This is a genomic window from Paenibacillus sp. URB8-2 (genome assembly GCF_013393385.1).
Lineage (GTDB): Bacteria > Bacillota > Bacilli > Paenibacillales > Paenibacillaceae > Paenibacillus_AQ.
Genome location: NZ_AP023239.1, coordinates 13,601 through 39,342 on the forward strand (window position 1 = coordinate 13,601; position 25,742 = coordinate 39,342).

Annotated in this window: 24 protein-coding genes, 2 rRNA genes, 1 pseudogene and 1 riboswitch; of the genes and pseudogenes, 26 read left to right on the plus strand and 1 reads right to left on the minus strand. The window is 51.6% G+C overall.

The annotated features are described in order from the left end of the window. The first annotated feature begins 178 nt into the window (after positions 1-178). The 14 genes and pseudogenes from PUR_RS00055 (at position 179) to rsmI (ending at position 13,281) form a co-directional block, all read left to right on the plus strand. Positions 179-3,111, plus strand: a 23S ribosomal RNA gene (locus PUR_RS00055). A gap of 149 nt (positions 3,112-3,260) precedes the next feature. Further along, positions 3,261-3,377 (plus strand): 5S ribosomal RNA (gene rrf, locus PUR_RS00060). Between the two features lie 87 nt (positions 3,378-3,464). After that, the gene (locus PUR_RS00065; protein WP_197970115.1) at positions 3,465-3,890 is read left to right on the plus strand and encodes a VOC family protein; all 426 of its coding nucleotides are present in this window, start codon (positions 3,465-3,467) and stop codon (positions 3,888-3,890) included. Positions 3,891-4,089: 199 nt separating this feature from the next. Continuing rightward, positions 4,090-4,503 carry a hypothetical protein gene (locus PUR_RS00070; RefSeq protein WP_179033501.1) on the plus strand — a complete coding sequence of 138 codons (414 nt, stop codon included), beginning with the start codon at positions 4,090-4,092 and terminating at the stop codon, positions 4,501-4,503. Positions 4,504-5,323: 820 nt separating this feature from the next. After that, the gene (locus PUR_RS00075) at positions 5,324-5,515 is read left to right on the plus strand and encodes a sigma factor G inhibitor Gin (RefSeq protein WP_124697720.1); all 192 of its coding nucleotides are present in this window, start codon (positions 5,324-5,326) and stop codon (positions 5,513-5,515) included. Between the two features lie 219 nt (positions 5,516-5,734). Then, positions 5,735-7,296 (plus strand): annotated as a pseudogene (locus PUR_RS00080) (aminotransferase class I/II-fold pyridoxal phosphate-dependent enzyme). 120 nt (positions 7,297-7,416) lie between these two features. Next, complete coding sequence (gene tmk / locus PUR_RS00085) at positions 7,417-8,058, plus strand: dTMP kinase (protein WP_179033502.1); 642 nt, start codon at positions 7,417-7,419, stop codon at positions 8,056-8,058. 153 nt (positions 8,059-8,211) lie between these two features. After that, positions 8,212-8,541, plus strand: coding sequence for a cyclic-di-AMP receptor (locus PUR_RS00090; protein ID WP_124697717.1), 330 nt, complete (start codon positions 8,212-8,214; stop codon positions 8,539-8,541). Between the two features lie 103 nt (positions 8,542-8,644). Further along, complete coding sequence (locus PUR_RS00095) at positions 8,645-9,088, plus strand: YaaR family protein (RefSeq protein ID WP_179033503.1); 444 nt, start codon at positions 8,645-8,647, stop codon at positions 9,086-9,088. 17 nt (positions 9,089-9,105) lie between these two features. Continuing rightward, positions 9,106-10,080, plus strand: a complete 975-nt coding sequence (gene holB, locus PUR_RS00100; protein ID WP_179033504.1) for a DNA polymerase III subunit delta' — start codon at positions 9,106-9,108, stop codon at positions 10,078-10,080. A 237-nt stretch (positions 10,081-10,317) separates the two neighbouring features. Continuing rightward, positions 10,318-11,118: a PSP1 domain-containing protein gene (locus PUR_RS00105; protein WP_179033505.1), complete on the plus strand. Its 801-nt coding sequence runs from the start codon at positions 10,318-10,320 to the stop codon at positions 11,116-11,118. 29 nt (positions 11,119-11,147) lie between these two features. Next, a complete protein-coding gene (gene yabA / locus PUR_RS00110; protein ID WP_179033506.1) occupies positions 11,148-11,516 on the plus strand; it encodes a DNA replication initiation control protein YabA in 369 nt (122 codons plus the stop codon). A gap of 101 nt (positions 11,517-11,617) precedes the next feature. After that, complete coding sequence (locus PUR_RS00115; RefSeq protein WP_179033507.1) at positions 11,618-12,385, plus strand: tRNA1(Val) (adenine(37)-N6)-methyltransferase; 768 nt, start codon at positions 11,618-11,620, stop codon at positions 12,383-12,385. Then, the gene (gene rsmI, locus PUR_RS00120) at positions 12,382-13,281 is read left to right on the plus strand and encodes a 16S rRNA (cytidine(1402)-2'-O)-methyltransferase (RefSeq protein ID WP_179033508.1); all 900 of its coding nucleotides are present in this window, start codon (positions 12,382-12,384) and stop codon (positions 13,279-13,281) included. Before PUR_RS00115 ends, rsmI begins: the two co-directional genes overlap by 4 nt. Positions 13,282-13,817: 536 nt before the next feature. Here rsmI and PUR_RS00125 read toward each other — a convergent pair. Next, entirely contained in the window at positions 13,818-14,072 is a 255-nt protein-coding gene (locus PUR_RS00125; RefSeq protein ID WP_025332575.1) for an AbrB/MazE/SpoVT family DNA-binding domain-containing protein, read from the minus strand. A gap of 310 nt (positions 14,073-14,382) precedes the next feature. Here PUR_RS00125 and PUR_RS00130 point away from each other — a divergent pair, with 310 nt between their 5' ends. The 12 genes from PUR_RS00130 (at position 14,383) to glmU (ending at position 25,697) form a co-directional block, all read left to right on the plus strand. After that, the gene (locus tag PUR_RS00130; protein ID WP_179033509.1) at positions 14,383-15,669 is read left to right on the plus strand and encodes an HD domain-containing protein; all 1,287 of its coding nucleotides are present in this window, start codon (positions 14,383-14,385) and stop codon (positions 15,667-15,669) included. 27 nt (positions 15,670-15,696) lie between these two features. Continuing rightward, a complete protein-coding gene (locus PUR_RS00135; RefSeq protein ID WP_179033510.1) occupies positions 15,697-16,464 on the plus strand; it encodes a TatD family hydrolase in 768 nt (255 codons plus the stop codon). A 201-nt stretch (positions 16,465-16,665) separates the two neighbouring features. After that, a riboswitch (cyclic di-AMP (ydaO/yuaA leader) is annotated at positions 16,666-16,900 on the plus strand. 278 nt (positions 16,901-17,178) lie between these two features. Next, positions 17,179-18,336 (plus strand): resuscitation-promoting factor, encoded by a 1,158-nt coding sequence (locus PUR_RS00140; protein WP_179033511.1) that lies wholly within the window; start codon positions 17,179-17,181, stop codon positions 18,334-18,336. Positions 18,337-18,494: 158 nt separating this feature from the next. Beyond that, a complete protein-coding gene (gene rnmV, locus PUR_RS00145; protein ID WP_124697707.1) occupies positions 18,495-19,046 on the plus strand; it encodes a ribonuclease M5 in 552 nt (183 codons plus the stop codon). Continuing rightward, positions 19,043-19,927 carry a 16S rRNA (adenine(1518)-N(6)/adenine(1519)-N(6))-dimethyltransferase RsmA gene (rsmA, locus tag PUR_RS00150; protein WP_179033512.1) on the plus strand — a complete coding sequence of 295 codons (885 nt, stop codon included), beginning with the start codon at positions 19,043-19,045 and terminating at the stop codon, positions 19,925-19,927. The genes rnmV and rsmA overlap by 4 nt, the downstream gene beginning before the upstream one ends. Before the next feature lie 93 nt (positions 19,928-20,020). Further along, positions 20,021-20,920 carry a sporulation peptidase YabG gene (gene yabG / locus PUR_RS00155; protein WP_179033513.1) on the plus strand — a complete coding sequence of 300 codons (900 nt, stop codon included), beginning with the start codon at positions 20,021-20,023 and terminating at the stop codon, positions 20,918-20,920. Between the two features lie 151 nt (positions 20,921-21,071). After that, positions 21,072-21,347 (plus strand): biofilm formation stimulator Veg, encoded by a 276-nt coding sequence (veg, locus tag PUR_RS00160; protein ID WP_124697704.1) that lies wholly within the window; start codon positions 21,072-21,074, stop codon positions 21,345-21,347. A gap of 168 nt (positions 21,348-21,515) precedes the next feature. Continuing rightward, the gene (locus PUR_RS00165) at positions 21,516-21,692 is read left to right on the plus strand and encodes a small, acid-soluble spore protein, alpha/beta type (RefSeq protein WP_124697703.1); all 177 of its coding nucleotides are present in this window, start codon (positions 21,516-21,518) and stop codon (positions 21,690-21,692) included. Positions 21,693-21,874: 182 nt separating this feature from the next. Beyond that, positions 21,875-22,729, plus strand: coding sequence for a 4-(cytidine 5'-diphospho)-2-C-methyl-D-erythritol kinase (gene ispE / locus PUR_RS00170; RefSeq protein WP_124697702.1), 855 nt, complete (start codon positions 21,875-21,877; stop codon positions 22,727-22,729). Positions 22,730-22,827: 98 nt separating this feature from the next. Continuing rightward, the gene (gene purR / locus PUR_RS00175) at positions 22,828-23,655 is read left to right on the plus strand and encodes a pur operon repressor (RefSeq protein ID WP_179033514.1); all 828 of its coding nucleotides are present in this window, start codon (positions 22,828-22,830) and stop codon (positions 23,653-23,655) included. Positions 23,656-23,842: 187 nt separating this feature from the next. Continuing rightward, positions 23,843-24,127, plus strand: coding sequence for a septation regulator SpoVG (spoVG, locus tag PUR_RS00180; RefSeq protein WP_025332586.1), 285 nt, complete (start codon positions 23,843-23,845; stop codon positions 24,125-24,127). 169 nt (positions 24,128-24,296) lie between these two features. Further along, entirely contained in the window at positions 24,297-25,697 is a 1,401-nt protein-coding gene (gene glmU / locus PUR_RS00185; RefSeq protein ID WP_269474690.1) for a bifunctional UDP-N-acetylglucosamine diphosphorylase/glucosamine-1-phosphate N-acetyltransferase GlmU, read from the plus strand. The last annotated feature ends 45 nt before the right edge of the window (positions 25,698-25,742 follow it).

Here is a 25,742-nt window from a genome sequence, read left to right on the forward strand (position 1 = left end):
GGCCTGTTGCTCACTCGTTGCTCAGTTTTGAGAGCTCAAACTCTCAATCTTGATCCTTGAAAACTGGATACCGAAACGAAAATTGCGTTTTAGAACATCTTTTAGCTGAACTTGTGTCAAGCGATTGATCAAGTGAAGTGAATAGTGGTTCATGATTTTCCCTAACGGGAAAACATGTGGTTAAGCTACTAAGAGCACACGGAGGATGCCTAGGCGCCAGGAGCCGATGAAGGACGTGGCGAACAACGAAAATGCCTCGGGGAGCTGTAAGCAAGCGTTGATCCGGGGGTGTCCGAATGGGGAAACCCGGCTGTGGTAATGCACAGTCACTCCTACCTGAATTCATAGGGTAGGTGGAGGCAGACCAGGGGAACTGAAACATCTAAGTACCCTGAGGAAGAGAAAACAAGAGTGATTCCGTCAGTAGCGGCGAGCGAACGCGGAACAGCCTAAACCAGGGAGCTTGCTCCCTGGGGTTGTGGGACGTCTCACATGGAGTTACAAAGGAACAAGATAGGTGAAGAGGTCTGGAAAGGCCCGCGATAGAGGTAAAAGCCCTGTAGCCCAAATTTGGTTCCCTCCGAGACGGATCCCGAGTAGTGCGGGGCACGTGAAACCCCGTATGAATCCGGCAGGACCATCTGCCAAGGCTAAATACTCCCTGGCGACCGATAGTGAAACAGTACCGTGAGGGAAAGGTGAAAAGCACCCCGGAAGGGGAGTGAAATAGTACCTGAAACCGTGTGCTTACAAGAAGTCAGAGCCCGTTATAGGGGTGATGGCGTGCCTTTTGTAGAATGAACCGGCGAGTTACGTTTAACGTGCAAGGTTAAGGCGAGAAGCCGGAGCCGCAGCGAAAGCGAGTCTGAATAGGGCGACTTAAGTACGTGGGCGTAGACCCGAAACCGTGTGATCTACCCCTGTCCAGGGTGAAGGTGCGGTAACACGCACTGGAGGCCCGAACCCACGCACGTTGAAAAGTGCGGGGATGAGGTGGGGGTAGCGGAGAAATTCCAATCGAACTCGGAGATAGCTGGTTCTCCCCGAAATAGCTTTAGGGCTAGCCTCGGTGATTAACAGTACTGGAGGTAGAGCACTGATTGGGTGCGGGGCCCGCAAGGGTTACCAAGCTCAGTCAAACTCCGAATGCCAGCTACTGATGCACCGGGAGTCAGACAGTGAGTGCTAAGATCCATTGTCAAAAGGGAAACAGCCCAGACCATCAGCTAAGGTCCCCAAGTGTGTGTTAAGTGGGAAAGGATGTGGAGTTGCACAGACAACCAGGATGTTGGCTTAGAAGCAGCCACCATTGAAAGAGTGCGTAATAGCTCACTGGTCGAGTGACTCTGCGCCGAAAATGTAACGGGGCTAAACACACCACCGAAGCTATGGCTTGATGCGTATGCATCAGGGGTAGGGGAGCGTTGTATGTGGGTTGAAGGTTGACTGTAAGGACAGCTGGACAGCATACAAGTGAGAATGCCGGTATGAGTAACGAAAAGATCAGTGAGAATCTGATCCGCCGAAAGCCCAAGGTTTCCTGAGGAAGGCTCGTCCGCTCAGGGTAAGTCGGGACCTAAGGCGAGGCCGACAGGCGTAGTCGAAGGACAACAGGTTGATATTCCTGTACCACCGTAATCCGCTATGAGCGATGGGGGGACGCAGGAGGGTAGTGACGCGGACTGATGGATGTCCGTCCAAGCAGCGAGGCTGGTGTATAGGCAAATCCGTACACCATTAAGGCTGGGCTGTGATGGGGAGCGAAAATTACAGTAGCGAAGGTCATGATCTCACACTGCCAAGAAAAGCCTCTAGCCAGGAGAAGGTGCCCGTACCGCAAACCGACACAGGTAGGCGAGAAGAGAATTCTAAGGCGCGCGGAAGAACTCTCGTTAAGGAACTCGGCAAAATGACCCCGTAACTTCGGGAGAAGGGGTGCCTCGGTAGGGTGAATAGCCCGAGGGGGCCGCAGTGAAAAGGCCCAAGCGACTGTTTAGCAAAAACACAGGTCTGTGCGAAGCCGCAAGGCGAAGTATACGGGCTGACGCCTGCCCGGTGCTGGAAGGTTAAGGGGAGCGGTTAGGGGTTAAACCCGAAGCTGTGAACCGAAGCCCCAGTAAACGGCGGCCGTAACTATAACGGTCCTAAGGTAGCGAAATTCCTTGTCAGGTAAATTCTGACCCGCACGAATGGCGTAACGACTTGGGCGCTGTCTCAACGAGAGATCCGGTGAAATTTTAATACCTGTGAAGATGCAGGTTACCCGCGACAAGACGGAAAGACCCCATGGAGCTTTACTGCAGCTTGATATTGAACTTGGGTACGATCTGTACAGGATAGGTGGGAGCCTTAGAAGCCGGAGCGCCAGCTTCGGTGGAGGCGCCGTTGGGATACCACCCTGATCGTATCTAGGTTCTAACCTGGCACCCTAAACGGGTGCGGGGACCGTGTCAGGCGGGCAGTTTGACTGGGGCGGTCGCCTCCTAAAGCGTAACGGAGGCGTCCCAAGGTTCCCTCAGAATGGTTGGAAATCATTCGAAGAGTGCAAAGGCAGAAGGGAGCTTGACTGCGAGACCAACAAGTCGAGCAGGGACGAAAGTCGGGCTTAGTGATCCGGTGGTACCGCATGGAAGGGCCATCGCTCAACGGATAAAAGCTACCCTGGGGATAACAGGCTTATCTCCCCCAAGAGTCCACATCGACGGGGAGGTTTGGCACCTCGATGTCGGCTCATCGCATCCTGGGGCTGAAGTAGGTCCCAAGGGTTGGGCTGTTCGCCCATTAAAGCGGTACGCGAGCTGGGTTCAGAACGTCGTGAGACAGTTCGGTCCCTATCTGTCGTGGGCGTAGGAAATTTGAGAGGAGCTGTCCTTAGTACGAGAGGACCGGGATGGACGTACCGCTGGTGCACCAGTTGTTCCGCCAGGAGCATGGCTGGGTAGCTACGTACGGACGGGATAAGCGCTGAAAGCATCTAAGCGTGAAGCCCCCCTCAAGATGAGATTTCCCAATTAGTAAGACCCCTTGAAGACGACGAGGTAGATAGGTTGGAGGTGGAAGTGCAGCAATGCATGGAGCTGACCAATACTAATCGGTCGAGGGCTTATCCAAAAATAAACGCAAGATTCGTTTCGGTTCCAGTTTTCAGGGAGCAAGGATTCTGTTGAATGCAGCTCTAGTAGTTGCGGTAAACAGAAGTTGCTATCAGCATTTGGCGATGCTGAAAACCTGATGTATGCATTTGTTCAAGCAAATGCCCGTTTGGTGGCGATGGCGGAGGGGTTCCACGCGTACCCATCCCGAACACGACCGTTAAGCCCTCCAGCGCCGATGGTACTTGGACCGAAGGGTCCTGGGAGAGTAGGACGCCGCCAAGCACATGAACCACTGCTGAATTTCAGCAGTGGTTTTTTGTATGTTTTATTCGATTCTACAAAAGTGAACACGAAGAGAGGAAGCGGATTATGAACAAGCGAATAGCCATTAGCATAGACCGTCTGGATCATCTTGTGTTAACAGTGCGCGATATCCAAAAGACGATAACATTCTATGAGAATGTACTCGGAATGAAGGTGGTTTCATTTGGCAGTGGACGTCATGCCCTGCATTTTGGACGCCAAAAAATCAATCTGCATGAACTTGGAAAGGAATTTGAGCCGAAGGCACAGAACCCAACCCCCGGTTCGGCTGATTTACGCTTTATTACTCTTACACCGCTCGCGGTGGTAATCTCCCATTTTGAGACTTGTCGGGTGCCCTTGGAGGAAGGGCCTGTTAAGCGGACAGGAGCGCAGGGACCGATCGAATCGGTGTATATACGCGATCCCGATCGTAATCTGATTGAGATCTCCAATGAAATAGAAGTAGTGAAAGAGACCGATCTTGCATAGAAGTGTTGGTAAAGGGGAGAGGAAACAGGTATAGACCGGATGACATTTTTGTTACCGACAGGGCGTTTGTTACAAGTATAATGGAAAAGTGCAAATTAGAGCATAACCTTAATACGAATGAACTACTCATAGAATTCATTTGTTGAATTTGTTCCTGTGTCTTTAGTTGCAGGGTAAGAGGGTAAGGAGGATTTAAGGTATGAAGCGAGCACGAATGCTGTGGGCGCTCCTTATTTTATGTATTGCAGCTGTGATGCTGGCGGGATGCGGATCGACGAAACCGTCCTGGGAATCGTTTGAGGGAGCTCTTAACGAAAAAAGCTTTCCTGTACCGAAGGAAGCGAATTCTCCGGATCGGACGACAACAAACGCGGCTATGGACTACGTCCGCTATTCGCTGCCAGGGTTAAAGGAGAAAGACAGTATCCCGGAACCTTATTTTAAAGCTATACAGAATTGGGGCTGGCATGAACTGACGGAAGACAAGGCGTCGAGTTCGCATGTGTTCAAGAAAGATCAACTCGTTGTTCACTTGACTATCCATGACGGTTATTTTATTGTGATGATTCCAAAAGATAAGAAAACGGCTGTCCAGAGCATAGGCAGCCAATAGACAACAGAATCGCCATCCATAGGATGGCGATTTCTGTTTACTCGCGGACACGAACGTATGTAATATGGAGTATGATTCGTTAAGGGAGGAAGAAAATTGCTACTGCGAATAGCATGAAACATCGGCAGGACTAAATTTCAGCATGTCATCCTGTCTCTTCCAACCCGTCCACAGCAGAGCGTAGAACCTCGGAAACAATAGCCATAGATGCATAAAAGCCAAAGAGAGGGTAAAAGCAGGCGGCGACCAAATGAGAAATAGTGCTGTAAAGGAAAGACCAATCCAGAAATTATGAAGCTGGACCCTGCGGAAGAGGCGGCAGCTGATATATTGATCCGGCATAAAACCGGGCCAGGGCAGTCTAAAAGAATTACGCCATCTTTTTGCAATCGGGTAACCCGCAATTAATAGTATGGACCGGGAAACGACATATTGAATCCAAAGAATAACCGGAACAGCGATTAGAAAGTAGAATAAACCGGCCGGGGAAACGAAAACGGATTCCAGGATGATAAAAAGGATGGGAAACGCGGCGTAGATCCGCAGAGCATAAAGGGGAATGCTCATTTTTTTGAGAAGTTTATATTGGTAAAAGGTAGCTCCTTTAATCGTCGGTTCCATACCCATCCTCCAAGTCAGCATATCTCTTATCCCTACTATCGGCAATTTCAATGGATTTATTAAATCTATAGGTTTAAACCGGCCAAGACCGGTCAGGCTTGAAAAATAAGGGATTCAAGGATATGAAAAAACTATGAAAGGGTTTAAAATGATAGGAAGTGAAGCATACTGTTCTTAAAAGGACCAAGGTGGGATTTCTATGGAACAAGAACATGCTAAAATTGAAACCTGCATCATATGCGGGCAGGAGAAGGAAGAAGGGATTCGCATCGTGTCGCAATTTATTTGCGAGGATTGCGAGGCCGAGATGGTAAGGACTGAGGCGGAGGATGCCAAATACCGCTTTTTTATCGGACGGATGAAAAAAATCGGACTGCAAAAGAATGCCTAAAAGCCGCCCCATTCGTCGTACAGCTCTTTTGTCGTGATGATGCTGCAAGGTACGAGGCGGTTGTCGTTTATACACAGCTTTGGTATACGGCTTTCCCCGGTGAGGATTATAGGGTGAGGCCGTTTTTGTTGTGCGCACAAGCGGCAGATACAGGGCATAGGCGGGGGAACGGATATAGGTTAAAATAAAGATAGGCCGGTGTGGAAGGAATTTTGATCGATGAAAGAAGAAGAGCGCAAAAGCGCGCCATTATATGAAATGCTCGAATGCTACAAAGCGGAAGGAAAGATATCTTTTCATGTGCCGGGTCATAAGAATGGGCAGGCATATCGGATGGACCAAAGCGCCGGCTTTCTGGATGAGGTCATGACGGCGGATATTACCGAAATTTCGGGGAGCGACGATCTGCATGATCCTGGCGGCGTCATTCTGGAAGCGCAGAGACTCGCTGCGGATTGTTTTGGGGCAGAGGAAAGTTTTTTTCTCGTAGGAGGGAGTACGGCGGGAAACCTCGCCCTGATCTTGACGGTATGCGCCGAGCCAGGCGCCGTGCTGCTGGTACAGCGCAATGTGCATAAGTCGGTGATTCACGGGCTTATGCTGGCGGGAGCGCGTGCGGTATTTCTCGACCCGCTGCTGGATGAAAGCAGCGGCCTTGCGGTCGCACCGGCGGAAGAGACGGTGCGCAAAGCGCTGGCGGCCTGGCCGGAGGCCGCCGGCCTGCTGGTGACCATGCCGAACTACTACGGCATGGGAACCGACTTGGCGCCCCTCGCGCGGGCCTGTCACGACAGCGGCGTGCCGCTGCTGGTCGACGAGGCGCATGGGGCGCACTACGGGCAGCACCCGGAGCTGCCTGCGGGTGCTTTAAGCTGCGGCGCGGACGGCGTCGTGCAGTCCACGCACAAGATGCTTGCGGCGATGACCATGGGCGCCATGCTGCATGTGCAGGGGCCGCGGCTCGACCGCGCCCCTGCGGCGGCGGGCTCGCCATGGTGCAGAGCTCCAGCCCATCATACCCCGTGATGGCTTCGCTCGATCTGGCGCGCCGGCTGCTCCACACGCGGCGCGCCGATGCCTTCACGGCGGGGCTGGCCGCCGTGAAGACCCTGCGGCGCGGCCTGGCGGAGCTGCCGCGCTTTGCAGCGCTGCGGCCGAAGGCGCCGCAGCGGCATACCGGCGGGGGCGGAGCGGAGACTTCCGCCCCCCGGGTCTCGGGGCGGCGAAGCACCGACGCCGCCTACAGCACGCAGGACCCCTTCAAGGTCGTCATTTATGACGCTGCCGGGGTCCTGAGCGGATTCGAGCTGCAGGCACAGCTCGAAAGGAAGGGCTGCGTGCCGGAAATGAGCGACGAGCGGCACGTGGTGCTTCTCTTCAGCCTCGGTTCGCGGGCTGAAGATGCCGTCTCGCTCCTAGCTGCGCTGCGGGAAATTGACAGGGAATACCCCCCGGGTCCTTTCCCCTCCGCTTCCGCCCATGTTTCCACGTGGAACAATTTTGAACGTAGTCCCTTATCGGCGCCGGTTCAGTTTTCCCTAAGACCCGTACGGGAGGAAGAGACAGAACGCATCAAGCTTGAAGAGAGCGAGGGCAGAGTCGCGGCGGAGATGGTCATCCCTTACCCGCCGGGAATACCGCTGCTGTATCCAGGCGAGGTTATTACCGGGGAAATAAGTTACAGGCTGCGCAGCCTGGTGGAAGCCGGTGCAAAGTTTCAGTCCGTGTCCGACCCGATTTTGCAGACGATAAAGGTATATATAACTCAGGTAGAGGTATAAAACAACCGCACAAAGTGATTGGGCTGCGGAGTCTATTCAAATACTTTGCGCGGCCACTAAAGAAATGCGGACATCAAAGAATTATTGAATTTCGGATTAAAGAAAGGCGGAGTGACGTAATTGGGCCGGGAAGGATTTTTTATTACACTTGAGGGCGGGGAAGGATCGGGAAAAACAACGATTATAGGCAGGCTAGCAGCTTATTTGCAGAACCGCTCTCTTCCTTATTTAATTACCCGGGAACCGGGTGGCATTGAGATTGCCGAGAAGATCCGTTCCATTATTCTGGACCCTGCCCATACAGCAATGGATGCGCGAACCGAAGCGCTGCTGTATGCCGCATCAAGGAGTCAGCATTTGGCCGAGAGAGTGGAGCCGGCGCTGAAGGAAGGACTAATCGTGCTGTGCGACCGTTTTGTGGACAGCAGCCTTGTATATCAAGGCTATGCCAGAGGTTTGGGTATGGAGGAAGTACGGGCGATCAACCAGTTTGCCACCGGGGGCAGGATGCCCGATCTGACCTTTTATCTGGATATCGAACCGGAAGAAGGGCTGGCGAGAATTTCGGCTAACGGAGAGCGGGAAATTAACCGGCTTGATCTGGAGAGTCTTGCCTTTCATCAAAAGGTGAGAGAAGGCTATCGCATGATCGCAGAGGCAAATCCGCAGCGGATCGTGACTCTGGATGCCAGTCGGCCGCTGCATGTGGTGGAGCGAGAGCTTATAAATACTCTTGAGGACAGGCTGTTAAAGGATTTTTAAACTTCATTGTCTAATATATTATATAAAGCGTTCATTTCTTCTTAAAAAGATATATCAGTTCTCAGGTTCCCCGCATAGTATCTGGTATGCTTAGAAGTCCATTCTTTACTTTGTGGGACTATCACAAAATAACGCAAAAGAGGAGATGCAAAGATGAAACTGATTGTTGCGATTATCCAAGACAAGGACAGCAACCGTCTGTCCAGTGAGCTGGTCAAAGCCAATTTCCGGGCAACCAAGCTGGCAAGTACGGGCGGGTTTTTGCGGGCGGGAAATACCACCTTCATGATTGGGGTTGAAGACAGTCAGGTTGAATCCGTACTCGGCGTTATCCGCAATAACTGCAAGGTTCGTGAACAGTTGGTTACTCCGGTAACGCCTATGAGTGGAACGACGGATTCTTATTTGCCGCTTCCAGTCGAGGTTCAAGTGGGCGGAGCGACTGTGTTTGTACTTCCTGTCGACCGGTTCGAGCATTATTAAGTATGGGCGGGAAGAAACGGCTGATCGTATCAGTAAGCGGCAGCCGCTTCCCGCTTGATTTCAATCATGATATCAATTGGCAAAGAAGGGCGATGGGCGACCCATGAAGATTAATCCGGGCTTCAGGCCTTTGAAAAATGAACTGCCCCTAAATGAAAATGCGAACAAGCTGGTTCAGCAAAAAACGTTCTCCGATGTGTTTCAGCAGCATGGCGAACAGGCGACTCGGGATGAGTTGACCCGTCAAATCCAGGAGATTCAGGTTCAAGGTGAACGTCTATCCAAATCGATGACAATACGCGAACTGGCGATTTATCGGGTAATGGTCAAAAAATTTCTGGAAGAAACGGCACGCCGCGGTGTAAGGCTAAAAGAAACCAAGGGCTGGGACCGAAGAGGACGCGGGAAAAGGTATAAGCTTCTGGAGGAAATCGACGCCGCTTTGCTGACGCTTGCGGATGAGCTGCTTGAGAGCGAGCAGGGACGAATTGATCTGCTGGGCAAGGTGGGCGAAATTCGCGGAATGCTGATTAACCTTGCTTTTTAACGCTATAGGAGGATATTATGCCTTTTGACGATATATTGGGACAGACAACCGCCAAACGGATTTTGCAAAATTCGCTGCGTACGGATACGCTGGGCCACGCTTATTTGTTCAGTGGTCCGGCGGGCAGCGGTCAAATGAAGACGGCGCTTATGTTGGCCCAAGCGATTTTTTGTACGGCCCTCAAGGATGACGCCTGCGGCGAATGCTTGGAGTGTCGAAAGGTCCAACATGGCAACCATCCGGATTTAAAGATTCTTTCGCCGGAAGGAAACAGCATCAAAATCGACCAGATCCGCGAATTGCAGCGGGTCTTTTCATATCGAGCCGAGGGCGGCAATCCGAAAGTATATATTATAGACCAAGCGGAAAGAATGACCGTTCAGGCAGGCAACAGTCTGCTTAAATTTTTGGAAGAGCCTCCCGTGCCTGCAGTTGCCGTACTGATTGCGGACAACAGCCAATCGCTGCTGCCGACCATTCAGTCGAGAACCCAGCGCGTGCCGTTTGCACCGCTGCCGCCGGAGATGATGCTGCAGGTTTTGTCGAATGAAGGAGTCTCCGCTCCCCTTGCGCGCTGCGCGGTATCTTTGACATCGGGACTGGAAGGATGCAAAGAGCTTTTGGAGCAGAATTGGTTTGCAGAAATGAGAAACCTAGTGTTACAATTAGCGAAGGAGTCTTTGGGCAAGAATGGCTCGGCGGTGGCGACCGCGGGTCAGAAGCTGTTCAAGACCGGGCTTGGTGAGCATTTGGATACCTTGTTCAGTATGTTCCACCTGTGGTTTAAAGACATGCTGTACTTCCTGTACCGAAAACACGAAAGCATCGTTTTCATAGATCAGTTGGACTTTATTTCAAATTACGCCAGAACGCGTACTTCTTCCCAGTGGGTAGCTTATATGGAGTTTGCCGCCGAGAGCAAGAAGAAGCTGCGTTTCAATGTCAATGCCCAGCTATGTCTGGAGCAGTTTTTGATACGTCTGGAAAGCTAAAGGACACAGTTTGTTTACGCTTCCTGTTAGGGCAGCCTTCAAGAAGCAACTTTTGGCCTGATATTTCTGTTAGCGCCTGAAAGCGATACGCCGTATCGCTGCTTATAAAGCCTATGCTTTTATAAAATGGGTACAGCCGTTTCTTCTTGTGTTACGGTTAAGGAAAGAACAAGCATGAAACATCATGGAGCGGACTTGCTGGGGTTCCTTCACCGGCAGACAAGGAGGGTAATTTTGTTGTACAGCGTAGTCGGTGTCCGCTTCAAAAAGGCGGGTAAAATATATTATTTCGATCCTTTGGATTTGCCGATTGAACAGGATCAATGCGTGATTGTTGAGACGGCGCGGGGGATTGAATATGGCAAGGTCGTAGTAGGCAAAAAAGAGGTTCCTGAAGCCGATGTCGTACTTCCGCTTAAGAAAGTCATGCGTATCGCCGGTGAAAGTGACGCGTGCGTGGTGGAGGAGAACAAGCAGGCGGCCAAGGACGCTTTTGCAACCTGTTTAAATAAAATCCGCGATCATGGCCTCAAAATGAAGCTGGTGGATGTGGAGTTTACGTTTGACCGCAACAAGATCATTTTTTATTTCACGGCAGAAGGCCGGGTTGATTTCCGGGAATTGGTCAAGGACTTGGCCAGCATTTTCCGCACCCGCATTGAGCTTCGACAAATTGGCGTTCGAGATGAAGCCAAAATGCTCGGTGGTCTCGGTCCATGCGGCCGGGTGCTGTGCTGTTCTTCGTGGCTGGGTGATTTCGAGCCGGTATCGATCAAGATGGCCAAAGACCAAAGTCTTTCGCTCAATCCGACCAAAATATCCGGGCTTTGCGGAAGATTAATGTGTTGCCTGAAATTTGAGCATGATAACTACGAAAGTGTAAAGGAAGAGATGCCTGCAGTGGGCAAACTGGTCGTCACTTCGCTTGGTGAAGGCAAGGTGGTTGGCATCCATGCCGGAAACCGCACGGTTCATGTGCAGTTGTTTGAAGTGGGTAAAGTAAAGGAACTTCCAATGGATGATGTTGTCGTCAAGTAGACCATTAAGGTTACTTTCGGGGTGGAAACTTGGAAAAGAAAAATATATTTGCACACATCCAGGAGATAGAAGCGCAAATGGAAACGATGCGTCTAAATCTTGGAGATTGGAAGCAAACCGTAAAAGAATTAATGGAAGTGAATCAGCGCCTGACGCTGGAAAATGAGCAGCTGCGCAAAATTTTGAAGAGAGAGGCCCCGCCGGGTCCATCTTCGAAGACAGAGGCTGTCGGAAAGCCTTCCGCACAGAGCGAGAGCACTTCAGATGAAGTTGTTGGCGAGGGCTACGATAATCTGGCACGGTTGTATCATGAGGGCTTTCATATCTGCAATGTGAATTTTGGACATCTGCGTACGGAAGGCGACTGTCTGTTCTGCCTGTCATTCCTTAATAAATAAGAATATACAGCCGTAGGAGGACGCCGCCTACGGTTTTTTTTGAATATAATAAATGATTAACAGTTCGCTTGTACTTGGAATGTTGGAATAGGAGAATGGTGATGAGCAACCGTTTGAATGAAGTCCCACTGCTTGCTGCGGAGCGTGTGGATGATCTGCTTACGCATAATTTGCATATTATTCAGAGTGATGAGGTATTCAGCTTCTCCATGGATGCCGTTCTGCTGGCCAGATTTGCTTCTGTACCTCCGCGGGGCCGGGTGCTGGATTTATGTACAGGCAACGGAGTAATCCCGCTGCTTCTGACCACCCGCACGGCAGCGGCTATCGAAGGAATTGAAATTCAGCCCCGTTTGGCCGATATGGCCCGCCGCAGTGTGGCGATGAATGCTCTTCAGGAGAAGATAACCATTCATGAAGGGGATTTGCGGACGCTGCATCTTACGACGGGATATGGAGTATATGATGCCATTACGGTAAATCCGCCCTATATGCCGCTTAACGGCAGCGATCTGAAGCTGAACACTCATCAGGCGATGGCCCGGCATGAAATCGGATGCACACTGGAGGAGGTCATTCAGGCCTGTGTCCGGCTTGTCCGCACCGGCGGAAAGGTCAGTATGGTGCACAAGCCGCAGCGGCTGGTCGATATCGTAAGCTTGATGCGGAAGTATAGACTGGAGCCGAAGACGATCCGTTTTGTGCATCCACGTGCGAATCTGGAGGCCAATATGGTATTGATCGAGGCTGCGCGGGATGGAAAGCCGGAGGTACGGGTACAGCCGCCGCTGATTGTATATACTGAAGACAATGAATATTGTCCGGAAATTCTGGATATCTACTACGGTTCAAAAGAGGTAAAATCATGACTATTCAATGCCAAAGCAGCTTTCAGCAAAAAGAGGCGGATGTTCAGCAGAAGACAGGCACCTTATTTCTCGTAGCGACACCGATTGGCAACTTGGAGGATATGACGTTCCGGGCTGTCCGGACGCTGAAGGAATGCGATATTATCGCCGCCGAGGATACCCGGCAGACGCGCAAGCTGCTCAGCCATTTCGACATTTCTCCCGGCCAGCTGTTCAGCTATCATGAGCATAACAAGGCCGCCAGCGGTCCTGAACTAATACGCTATATAATAGAAGGTAAAAATCTGGCATTGGTCAGCGACGCTGGTCTGCCGGCTATTTCCGACCCGGGCGCCGACCTGGTCGCGCTCGCTGTCAGTGAAGGAATTCCGGTCGTTCCTGTACCCGGAGCAAATGCAGCGCTGTCCGCGTTGATCGCTTCCGGTCTCCCGACGAACACTTTTACTTTCGTCGGGTTTCTGCCCCGGGAGCGTAAAAGCATCCAAGCGGTGCTTGCCCCGCTGCGCGCCGCCCAGGGCACTCTCCTTTTCTACGAGTCGCCGCACCGGGTAGCGAAGACGCTGGTTCACTTGCGGGAGACTCTCGGCAACCGGCGAATCGTTCTGGCACGCGAGCTGACGAAACGATACGAAGAATTCCTGCGAGGGACCATTGAAGAATGCGCCGAGTGGCTTGAAGAACACCCGCCGCTTGGGGAATATGTCATCGTCGTTGAGGGAGAAAGCTTAGAGGAAGCTTATGAGGCTGATTCCGCCTGGTGGCGCGCGCTCAGTATCGAGGAGCATGTCGCCTATTACGAGGCCGCCGGTTCCACCCGCAAGGACGCCATGAAAAAAGCCGCGTCCGACCGCGGCGTCGCCAAGCGCGATATTTATAACGCGCTGCTGGAGGAGTAGCTGCACCAAGCGCTGAAGGAAGCGATTCCCGAAGGGAGAGTGCGAGAGAACGGCGGAGTAGCAGCATGAACCAGTCGAAGGAAGCACAAAAGTAAAGCGATTCCCGAAGGGAGAGCGGGAAAGCGAGTCGAAAGCAGCAGTCCACGGAGTCGCACCGAGCGCAGAAGTGAGCGAATCCCGAAGGGAGAGCGGGTGTTCTCCGCCTTCGTAACTCGGAGCACCGTCAGCACGCATGAAAGGCCCTGAGGCCGATTCCGTCAGGAATCGCCCGAGAAGGACCGCTCCTACCATCCAAAGCAGCTTCCTCCCGCCAACTCTCCGCACCTATCCAACAATTGCGGGTGTCCAGAGGGCGTAGCCCTTGGGGCCCTCCTGAAAGTTTTCCAAAGGAAAACTCACTTCGGAAGCATAGGCTTGGGGAGGGTTTGGGAGGGGTCCCCCACAAAAAAAATACCCCCCGCATTCGCGGGAGGCTAAGGAGATATAAAAAAGGTTAGAATTAACAATTTGATTATTTCCATTATAACCGATTTAATTTAATTTGTCACAGGGGCAGGGATAGCAGAAATGCATTCATGGCAAACAATTTTTCCTTTAAAGTAAGTCACGTTCTCGGCATTACCGCAAAAAATACAGGCAGGCTCGTATTTTTTCAGCATGATCCGCTCACCGTCCACATAGATCTCAAGAGCATCTTTTTCTCCAATACCCAACGTACGGCGCAGCTCGATCGGAATGACAACCCGTCCCAGTTCGTCTACTTTTCTTACAATGCCTGTTGATTTCATCATAACAATCGTTGCTCCTCTCAAATAATCAAAAAGTGTCACTATTCGACAATCTTCTCTGTTTTATGGTACATATAATACCAACCATTCCCAAAACAGTCAACCTCTTTTTAGAGGATGAATTATTTTCTGATATGACAAGGTTTCTGGAATGGCTGCACTTCAATATATATAATAACTATCTAAGAGGTACAAGTAAAATGTCGAAATGGAAACTAAATGTTCAACTTTTTTCGACAAAATGTGACGAAATCTTCTTTTTTATTAGAATAAATCGGAATAAGTCGATGTTAAAGATAAAGGAGCTGACTTCATGCAGCAGCCGCTTACGGAAGAAAAAGTATTTAAAGATCCGGTTCACAATTACATCCATGTACAGGATACGGTGATTTGGCGACTCATTAATACAAAAGAATTTCAGCGTCTGCGCCGTATCCGCCAGCTCGGAACCACCTACTTGACCTTTCACGGCGCCGAACACAGCCGGTTCTCCCATTCGCTTGGGGTATATGAAATTACGCGGCGCATTATTTCCCAATTTGAGCGCAGCGGTTATAAAGACTGGATTCCCGAGGAAAGGCTGCTTACGCTGTGCGCGGCGCTTTTGCATGATTTGGGTCACGGACCGTTCTCCCATTCTATAGAAGAAGCTTTTCAAATGAATCATGAAGACTGGACATGCCGGATCATATTGGAGAACACTGGTATTACTGAAATTTTGCAGGAAGTGGAGGAAGATTTTCCGCAGAAGGTAGCTTCGGTTATCTGTAAAAAATATGAGCATGACATTGTGGTCAATTTGGTGTCGAGTCCGCTGGATGCCGACCGGATGGATTATCTGCTGCGCGACGCATATTACACCGGGGTTAACTACGGCACGATCGATATCGATCGTATTTTGCGGGTGCTTCGTCCATATCACGGGCGGGTAGTGGTCAAGGAATCGGGGATGCATGCAATTGAGGACTATTTAATGTCCCGTTACCAAATGTATTGGCAGGTCTATTTTCATCCGGTTACGCGCAGCTCGGAAATTATTTTGCGCCAGGTATTCCGCCGGGCCAAGCAGTTGTTTCAAGAAGGCTATTCCTTCCGTTTTATGGTGGAGCCGCTGACCGATTTATTTCGCGGTAAGGTAAATGTGCAGCAGTATTTGCAGCTGGATGAGGCGCTTGTGCAGGCGACATTTATGCAGTGGACCACGGAACAGGACGAACTGCTGAGCGACTTGTGCAGCCGCTTTATTCATCGTAAACTGTATAAATATGTAGAGATGGAAAGCCTGGACATGGAAACAATTGACGAAATTCGCCGCAGCTTTGCCTCGGCCGGATTGCACCCGGAATACGACTTGGAAATTGATTTTCCGACAGATTTACCCTATGATGTATTCCGTCCGGGAGAGGGCTTTCACGGTAAGCAGATTCTTCTGCTGGATCGTCAGGAACGGCTTCGCGAAATCTCCGAGGTGTCGGATATCGTCCGCTCTATCAGCGGGATTCACCGGGGGCGATATCATTTATATTATCCGCAGGACAAGCTCGAAAAAGCGCTTCCGATGCTGCCGAATTCGATTAAGGATTTGTTTGATATACGGTGAAAAATAGCAAAGAAAGGGGAAGTGGTTATGCAGCTTTTCGACACCCACACCCATCTGGATGCTCCGCAATTCGACGGCGACCGCGAGGAAACGATTGCACGGGCGGTAGAGGCGGGAGTAAGCAAAATGATCAATGTCGGCTTCAACCGGGAAACGATTCCAACCACGATGAAGCTGGCCGAATCGTACGAGTTTATTTATGCGGCAGTGGGTTGGCACCCGCAGGATGCCATTGATATGAAGGACGGGGACCTTGATTGGATCGCCTCGCTGTGCAGTCATGAAAAAGTCGTGGCTATTGGGGAAATTGGGCTCGATTACTACTGGGATACTTCACCAAAAGAAGTTCAGCATACCGTATTCCGGCGGCAGATCGGGCTGGCACGGGAGCTGAATATGCCGATCGTCATTCATAACCGGGATGCCCACGAAGATGTGGTCCGTATTCTCCGCGAAGAGAAGGCTTCGGAAATCGGGGGGATCATGCATTCCTTCTCGGGTAGTTGGGAGACAGCCAAAATGTGCCTCGATCTCGGCTTTTACCTCTCCTTCGGAGGACCGATTACGTTCAAGAACGCCCGGGTGCCCAAGGAGGTGCTGGCGCAGGTTCCGCTGGACCGTCTGCTGATCGAAACGGACTCCCCGTATCTGACGCCCCACCCCTACCGGGGCAAGCGTAACGAGAGCGCTCATGTTAAATTGGTAGCAGAGGCGGCAGCGGAAATAAAAGGAATTGAATTGAATAAAATGGCTGAAATTACGTACAAAAATGCACTGGGATTATTTGGTATTTAGTGAAAACGGGAGAAAACCGGCTAAAAAAATGAGAATGAACGAAAGATTAAAGATTTTTAACAAAAAAACGGGTGTTTATTACATTAATTTAACCATTTTCTTGAGCTTATCTGGTTGAAGTGTGCTTTACAACATGCATCGAAACAGGATATTATCTTGTCAGTGCAGTGAGCTGTTGTTACTGAGACAGCTGCTGATTCATAAATCGTCTCGCTGAGTCTCCATATGGAGAACGGGGGAACCAATATCGCTTTGCCGTATGCCTAAAGCCTTACATAAGAGTCATCAGGTTGGCGTTGCAGGCTGTATTTGATTTCTTCACGTGGTCTTTGGGGTGAATTTAAAGGCAATCGCCATGAGCGGTTGACCTGAGATAGGGCGTCTCTCTTTCGTCCGAACCCGACAGCTAACCCCGTAAGCGCAAGTAAGAGAGGAAACCTCGTGCGTTTGGCCGTTTATTCGGACATCCCAAGAAGCCACGAAAGAGTCCTCTAATCAAGACTCTTTATTTAGGCTTCTTTTTGTTTGAATTAAACGTATTCGCCTGTGAACTGTTATATAACAGGCGGAAGATGCCATGCCGGGCAGGCGATTTATGAGCAGGATGCGAGAAGCCGCGAATAGTATCGTGTCCTGTGACAATCTCTTGTAGTTTCGCTGGAACCAGCAGTACGGTTTACGGTTCGGGCGGGCTATGTAAGGAGGATGTAGAAGATGGGCGTATTCCAACCCGAAGTATCCCATGATTCGCAATCATCCAGCAGGTCTTATGCATTACGGTTACGTCTTGAGCAGGTGAATTTACGCACCTGGGCACTTGCGGGCGTAATCGGGGTAGCTATCGCGCTGCTTATTCTGCTGTACGTACACTCTCAAAGCAGCAAACAAATTGTTTTAGTGATAGACGGGCAGGTTCGTGCTCTGGAAACGCGCGAAGCGCTTCTGGGCGAGGCTCTGGCCAAAGAAACAATCTCGTTGAAACCGTACGACAAATTATCTGCGGGTCTTGGCGACGAGATCGAAGACGGCGACCGGATCGTCATTGACCGGGCGCAGGAGATCACTCTGACTGAAAATGGACAGACAAAAACGTTCTATACGACTGAGGATACGATCGGTCGGGCCATGAACAGTCTGGGCATTACGCTGAATGCCCACGACAAGGTTTTTCCTTCGCTAGACACCGCAATCTCCGCCAAAACGGAAGTCAAGGTCATCCGCATCAACAAGCAGGTTGTACAGCGGACCCAAAGCTTGCCTTTCCGGGTTATCAAGACGGCGGACCCCTCCCTAACCGTAGGGACAGTACGAGTAGCACAGGCCGGCAAGCCCGGCGCCATTATCCAGCATATCGAGAAGACTTATCAGGACGGAAAGCTTGTCTCGATGCGCATGGTTGGTAAAGAAGTGCAGAAGGTGACCAAGGATAAAGTGATCGCCATTGGTACGAAAGCCTTGCCTAAAGCCGCAGTCGTGAAAGTTTCTTCCGTTAGCAGCACCACTTCCAAAAAGACCAACGTCAGAAGCAGCAATGTCGCCAGCAAAGCCGGCGTGGACTTCGAGTACAAAAGATTGATTAAGAATGTTTCGATGACGGCATATTCTTCGGAAGAACCGGGAATCGGCACACGTACCGCTTCCGGAACGCGCGTAACGGAAGGGCGGACCATTGCAGTGGATCCTAATGTGATTCCGATCGGCTGGTGGGTGTATGTCGAGGGACTCGGATTCCGACGCGCTGAGGATACCGGCGGAGCCATTAAAGGCAATAAAATCGACGTTTATTACGATTCGCTGAGCCATGCCCGCAGTTTCGGCCGCAAATCGCGTGCCGTTTACGTGATCGGTCCGGTTAAACCGGAGCTGGATTAATGATTTTGCAAATTTAGCAGCAATACGCTATAGTGATGTAAGCTCGTCACTTATATAATTCTTAGTCAAAAAGAAGAGGAGCGAATCCTCTTCTTTTTGCTTTTATTTTTTGTGGTAAAGGCGGGGGATAGGGCCGCTGCGGGAGGAAAAGATAAACAATGATTAAAGAATTAATTGTCGTCGAAGGCAAAAGCGATACCGTCGCCGTCAAAAGAGCGGTCGATGCCGACACGATCGAAACGGGCGGTTCGGCGGTGGACAGCCGGGTAATCGCCAAGATCAAGCTTGCGATGGAGCGCCGCGGCGTTATTATTTTGACCGACCCGGATCATGCGGGAGAACGGATACGCAAGATTGTTTCGTCGAAGGTGCCTGGCTGCAAGCATGCTTTTATTCCGGAGCAGGATGCGACCTTGAAAGGCGATATCGGCGTCGAGAACGCATCGCCCGAGGCGATTCGCCATGCGCTGGAGCATGTGCATACCTCCTTCGAGGGAGCGCCGGTGCTGATCGGAATGGACGATCTTCTGGCTGCGGGGATGATTGTACACCCTAATGCCGCGCAGCGGAGAATGGAGCTGGGCAACCTGCTGGGCATCGGTTACTGCAACGGCAAGCAATTGTACAAGCGGCTGTCGATGTTCGGCATTACGCCCGAAGAGTTCGCAAACGCGGTGATGCAAATCGAGCAGGGAGGTCTATCCTTATGAGCGGCAGGGAAGAAATTTCATCCCCAAAAAGGACAAAAGAAATTATCGCGGCTCACGGATTTTCGTTCAAGAAGAGCCTGGGTCAGAACTTTCTGATTGACCAAAATATTTTAAATAAAATTGTAGAGGCGGCCGCTCTGGACGAAAGCACGGGCGCTCTTGAGATCGGCCCCGGCATCGGCGCGCTGACCGAGCGTCTGGCGCAGATGGCGGGTGCTGTTACGGCTGTAGAGATCGACCAGCGTCTGATTCCGATACTGCAGGAGGTGCTGTCTCCGTATCCCCATGTCAAGATACGGCATGCCGATGTGCTTAAAGTGGATCTGCACGAACTGTTCAGTGAAGATTTCGCGGAAGTGAGCAAGGTCAGTGTGGTCGCCAATCTGCCTTACTATGTGACGACCCCGATTCTGATGAAGCTGCTGGAAGAGAAGCTGCCGCTTGCCAACATTGTCGTGATGATTCAAAAAGAGGTCGCCGTGCGGATGGCGGCATCGCCGGGAGGCAAGGACTACGGCAGCCTGAGCATCGCCGTGCAGTATTACAGCGAGCCGGAGCTGATCTGTACGGTGCCGCATACGGTGTTTATTCCCCAGCCGAATGTGGAGTCAGCGGTCATCCGGCTGAAGGTCAGGGAGCGTCCGCCGGTCGAGGTAAAGGACGAGAAGCATTTTTTTGAAGTGGTGCGAGCATCCTTTACGCAGCGTCGCAAAACCATATCGAACAATTTAAAGGCCCGCTTCTTTCCAAAAGAGGGGAGAGAGCAGCTGGAAGCGCTGCTGGCCGAAGCAGGGATTGAACCTTCACGCCGCGGCGAGACGCTGAGTCTGGCGGAGTATGCGCGTCTGAGCGACGTTCTGCTTGAGGCCGGCCACGTATAGGGCTTGCTGATAGAAGTTAATGCAGGCAAAGCGGCTAAATGATGAACCATCCGTTATCTTTGCCCATACGATGGGGGTAGAGGTGATGTTCTGATGAATTTGGGAGACTTGGTCGTTCGGAGATCGTATGGCGGTGATGTGACTTTTCGAGTAGAATATATAACTCGAAATCAGGCCATCATCAAAGGAACCGAATTTCGGCTGCTGGCGGACTCTCCGCTGAACGATCTGGTTCAGGTGCCCGCCACGGCCATGACGGAGCTGGGGGAGCGAGCGCGGATCAAGGCCGCCGAGTCGCTGACGGAGCTTAGAAAGGACCGGCAGGAGCACAGCAGATTTGGGGTCGGGAATACAATGGGGATTTGGGAGCAGACGCCGAAGGAGGTCTCTTACTTTGAGCTTCCCGGAAAGGTCCTGCATCTTGACGGCGATCCGGGTTACTTGAATAAAAGCCTTAGCCTGTATGAGCAGCTGCGTATTCCTGCCGAAGGACACCATGTACGGGAATCGGAGATGGCGTCCGCCCTATACCGCCTGCTGCCCAGAGTCCGTCCCAATATCGTGGTGGTTACCGGTCATGACGGCGTTCTGAAGTCGCTGCAATCTTATGATCTGAACAATTTAAACAGCTATAAAAATTCGCAAAATTTCGTTGCCGCGATTCGTGTGGCCAGGGACTACGAACGCCACTACGACGCGCTGACGATTGTCGCCGGGGCATGCCAGTCGCATTTTGAAGCGCTGCTTGGGGCCGGGGCGAACTTTGCAAGCTCGCCGGGGCGCATCCTGATCCATGCCCTGGACCCCGTGTATATCGCCGCTAAGGCCGCTCTAACCTCTATCAGGGAAACGATCAACTTAGGCGACGTGCTGCATAATACGATCAGCGGCAGCCAAGGTCTAGGCGGCATTGAAACGCGCGGAAGCTTTCGGATCGGCATGCCGCGACTCCAGGATTTATCCACGCTGAAAGTGACGCCTTCCGCCATCTAAAGGGCCAGACCTTAAGATCTCTTTGCTTGTCCATCCGTTCTAAAAAATATCGTTGACAAACATAATTGGCATCTACTATAATTATTTGTTTGATTTGACATATTGTAATACACGAGTTATAATGGACAAGGAAAGAGGTGGTCGTCAGGCAATGGCTAATAACGCGCTATTGGAAATTAAACGCAGTCTCGAAGCTCATGTCGGTTCTAAGATTACGTTGCGAGCAAACGGTGGCCGCCGCAAAACGGTTGAGCGTACCGGTGTCCTGGAAGAAACGTACCCTTCTGTATTTATTGTCAAACTGGATCAGGAGCAGCAATCGTTTAAGCGCGTCTCCTACAGCTATGCCGATATTCTTACCGAGTCCGTGGAGATTACGGTATGTGAAGACGATGTGCAATTGCCGCTCATGCATGCCAAAGTGTAACTCTTTATTTAAGCAGCCTTTCCTCATAGAGGAAGGGCTGTTTTGCGCTTTGGAGGACGGTTTTGCTTGCAGTTGCCTGTAAAAGAGCGGGGCGTATGTTAAGGGGTGCTGGAATCCATACTAAGAGGGCAATAACTCATCATTGTTAACCCAGAAGGAGGATGCCGCATGAGCCGCAGAAGACGCAGCATGATGTCCGATGAGCTGAAGACGGAGCTGGCCAAAGAGCTCGGCTTCTATGAAACCGTGGAACGCGAAGGCTGGGGAGGAATCCGGGCGAAGGATGCCGGGAATATGGTGAAGCGAGCGATTCAGCTTGCCGAGCAGGCTGCGCGCAAATCTTAGGCAGCAAGACAACCGGAAAGCGGCAAAAAAGACGGGAGCGTCCTTAACAGCGGGCGTTCTCGTTTTGATTTTACGTATAGCGCTTTCTTCATGGGCAGGAACTGGGAATGGACTTCATTCCAAGATTCTCATATAATATGTTAAGTTGTTTTTAGGGGAAAAATGAGGGTAGGGTGAACGCCTTGAAAGTGTATGAGAAAGCACCGGCCAAAATCAATCTGATGCTGGATGTGCTGCACAAGCGGCCGGATGGATTTCACGAGGTGGAAATGATTATGACCATGGTCGATCTTGCGGACCGGCTGGAGTTGTCCGAGCTGCGGCGGGACACCATTATTATATCAAGCCAGGCGGGTTATATTCCGCTGGATGAGAAGAATCTGGCCTTTCAGGCGGCGAAACTGCTGAAAGAGCGCTGCGGCGTGGAGCGGGGCGTACATATTCATCTGGACAAAAAAATACCGGTCGCCGCCGGATTGGCCGGCGGAAGCAGCGACGCGGCGGCTGCGCTGCGCGGCCTGAACCGGCTCTGGCGGCTTGGCCTGTCAAGCGAAGAGCTGCAGGAGCTTGGCGCCGAGCTCGGTTCGGACGTGCCCTTCTGCGTCACCGGCGGGACCGCACTGGCAACGGGCAGAGGCGAGAAGCTTACGCCGATCGCCAGCATGCCACAGTGCTGGGTGGTTCTCGCGAAGCCGCCGATTAATGTGTCGACGGCCGAGGTGTACGGCAAACTGCGGGCAAGCGGGATAACCGCTCATCCTTCCTCGCGGCTTATGCGCGAGGCGGTTGAAGCCGGCGATTTCCATGCGGTATGCGCCCGGCTGGGCAACGTGCTGGAAGAGGTAACATTGAAGCTGCATCCCGAGGTTCAGCAGTTGAAAGAAGCGATGATTCGGCTCGGCGCCGACGGCGTGCTGATGTCCGGCAGCGGCCCGACTGTATTCGGCCTCGTTTCCAAGCAGTCCAAGATGCCCCGAATTTATAACGGACTGCGCGGATTCTGCAAGGAAGTCTATGCCGTGCGTTCGCTGACTTGACAGCGATAGAATAGACACAACCAACGCTTCTCTTGTATAAACCCGTACAAAAGTGATATATTTTCTCTATAATATTCGGTTTTGACGAGGAGCCTTCCGTGAAGAAACTTAAAAGAAGTCAGCGTTTAGTAGATATGACCCAATTTTTGCTTGAAAAGCCGCATGATCTTCTGCCGCTGTCCACCTTTGCCGAGCGGTACGGAGCGGCCAAGTCCTCGATCAGCGAGGACCTGGCAATTATCAAAGAAGTATTCGAGGGCGAAGGCATGGGCGAGCTTCAGACTCATGCGGGAGCGGCGGGAGGAGTAAAGTTCATTCCCCGGATGCCGAGGGAGATGGCGCTTTCTTTTATTCGCGGATTGTGCAGCCAACTGGAGCATAGCGACCGGATTTTGCCCGGAGGATATTTATATATGTCGGACCTGCTTGGCCAGCCGTCTCTTATGGAGCAGGCGGGGAAGATTATCGCTACCGCATTTTACGGCGTCCCGATCGATACCGTGATGACCGTGGAAACGAAAGGAATCCCGCTCGCTTACGCAACGGCCGCGCAGCTCGGACTGCCGGTGGTGCTGGTGCGCCGGGACCACAAAGTGACGGAGGGCTCGGCGGTGAGCATTAACTATGTGTCGGGTTCCCATAAGAGCATTCATACGATGTCGCTGTCCAGACGCGCGCTTAAGGAGAAGTCGCGGGTGCTGATTGTCGACGATTTTATGAAGGCCGGCGGAACGGTTGGGGGAATGGTTGATCTGCTCGGCGAATTCAACGCGGAAGTGGCGGGCGTTGGAGTCCTGGTGGAATCGGATGCGGTGGAATCGGAAGAGCGTTTGCTGCATGATTATGTCTCTTTGGTCAGACTGGGCGAGGTGGATTCGAAAGAGCGGCGTATATCGGCGTATCCAGGCAACTTCTTCTCCGTTTAGGGAACCCAAGAATATGTCGATTTCGTGAGGAAATCAGGGGAAAACGGTGGAAAAGTGTCGAAAACACCGTTTTGTCAAAATTATTCTAGTATGTAAGGGATTTTATGGGGCGGAAAAGAAGGAATTTGCTTTACTGTGTGGAATTATACACCCAAGTCTCTGATGGAAAAAGGTGGTGAACACACACATGCAAATTACGGATGTCAGACTCCGCCGCGTCAATTCTGAGGGGAGAATGAAAGCAATCGCATCCATTACCATCGATAACGAGTTTGTTGTTCATGACATTCGCGTCATTGATGGCAACAATGGAATGTTCGTTGCAATGCCCAGCAAACGTACGCCGGATGGGGAATTCCGTGACATCGCGCATCCGATTTCTTCCGGAACGCGTGAGAAGATCCAAACCGCGGTTCTGGCTGAATATGATCGCGCGGCAACGGAAGAAGAAGTGATCGAAGAAGGAGCATAAAGAACGCGCTCTTTGGTTTGACGGCTCTCGCTTTTTGGCAGAGGTTTCGGGTAAGCAATTCGAATTGGGGTTCGAAGAAAAGGGAACCATCCTTTGTATGGTTCTCTTTTCTTTTTGCCCGGAATGAGATATATTCAGTAATGAGTTTAGGAGTAGGAGGTTGGCATTCTTGAAGAGAATGGCTGTTGTTCTAGCTGCAGGCCAGGGCAAGCGCATGAAATCCAAGTTATACAAGGTGCTGCATCCCGTTTGCGGAAAGCCGATGGTTGGGCACGTGCTTAATACAGTAAAAGCGACCGGCTGCCAGCGCAGCATTGTCGTTGTCGGACATGGCGCGGAAGCGGTTAAAACTTATTTGGGCGATTCGTCGGAATATGTGCTTCAGGAAACCCAGCTTGGTACGGGCCACGCCGTAAAGCAGGTCAAGGATTTGCTTGGCGGGGAAGAAGGCACTTTGATTGTCGCATACGGCGACACGCCATTGATTACACCGGAAACACTGATCAAACTAATGACGCTGCACGAAGAGCGCAAAGCGGCGGCTACCGTTCTGACGGCTGTTATGGACAACCCTGCGGGACTTGGTCGGATTATCCGTACCGAAGAAGGGGAACTGCTGAAGATTGTGGAGCAGAAGGACTGTTCGCCCGCCGAGGATGCCATTCGCGAAATCAATACCGGAATTTATTGCTTTGATAATGCCAAGATGTTCGCCGCCTTGGACAAGGTGACGAACCATAATGCCCAGCAAGAATATTATTTGACCGATGTTATCGAGATTCTGCGTCAGCAGGGAGAGCTAGTGCTCGCCTTCCAGACGGAAGATGCCGCGGAATCGATCGGCGTGAACGACCGCCTTGCGCTGTCCGAAGCCGAGAACGTTATGCGTCAGCGCATCGCCCGGCGTCATATGCTGGACGGTGTAACGATTATAGATCCCGCATCAACCTATATAGGAGCCGAAGTCACCATCGGAGCGGATACGGTAATTTATCCCGGAACGCTCTTGAAGGGCAATACCGTAATCGGGGAAAATTGCGTAATCGGCCCCTCTAGTGAAATTGAAGACAGCCGAATTATGGACGGAGCGAAGGTGAAGCATTCCGTGCTTAACGGCGCTGAGGTTGGCGCACGGACTTCCGTTGGGCCTTTTGCCTATTTGCGCCCCGGCAGTGTGCTTGGCGAAGACGTCAAGGTCGGCGATTTTGTGGAAATCAAAAAGGCCACCATCGGCGACGGCTCGAAAGTATCGCATTTAAGCTATATCGGAGACGCTTCTGTTGGCAAAAATGTAAATGTGGGCTGCGGAGCGATTACGGTCAACTATGACGGATTTAACAAATCCATAACAGAAATCGGCGATGACGCCTTTATCGGCAGCAACGTCAACCTGATCGCTCCCGTTCAGGTCGGCAAAGGCGCTTATGTTGTGGCCGGCTCTACCATTACCCGGTCCGTCTCCGAGGGGGATCTGGCCATAGCCAGACAACGCCAGGAGAACAAGCCGGGCTATGCGGAAAAAATCCGGTCCCGCGCAAAGGCGAAAAAAAGCCAGTCCCATCCATCGTAAGTGCGTAAATTCACGCCCGGCCGGATGCTATTTCGCCCGGGCGTT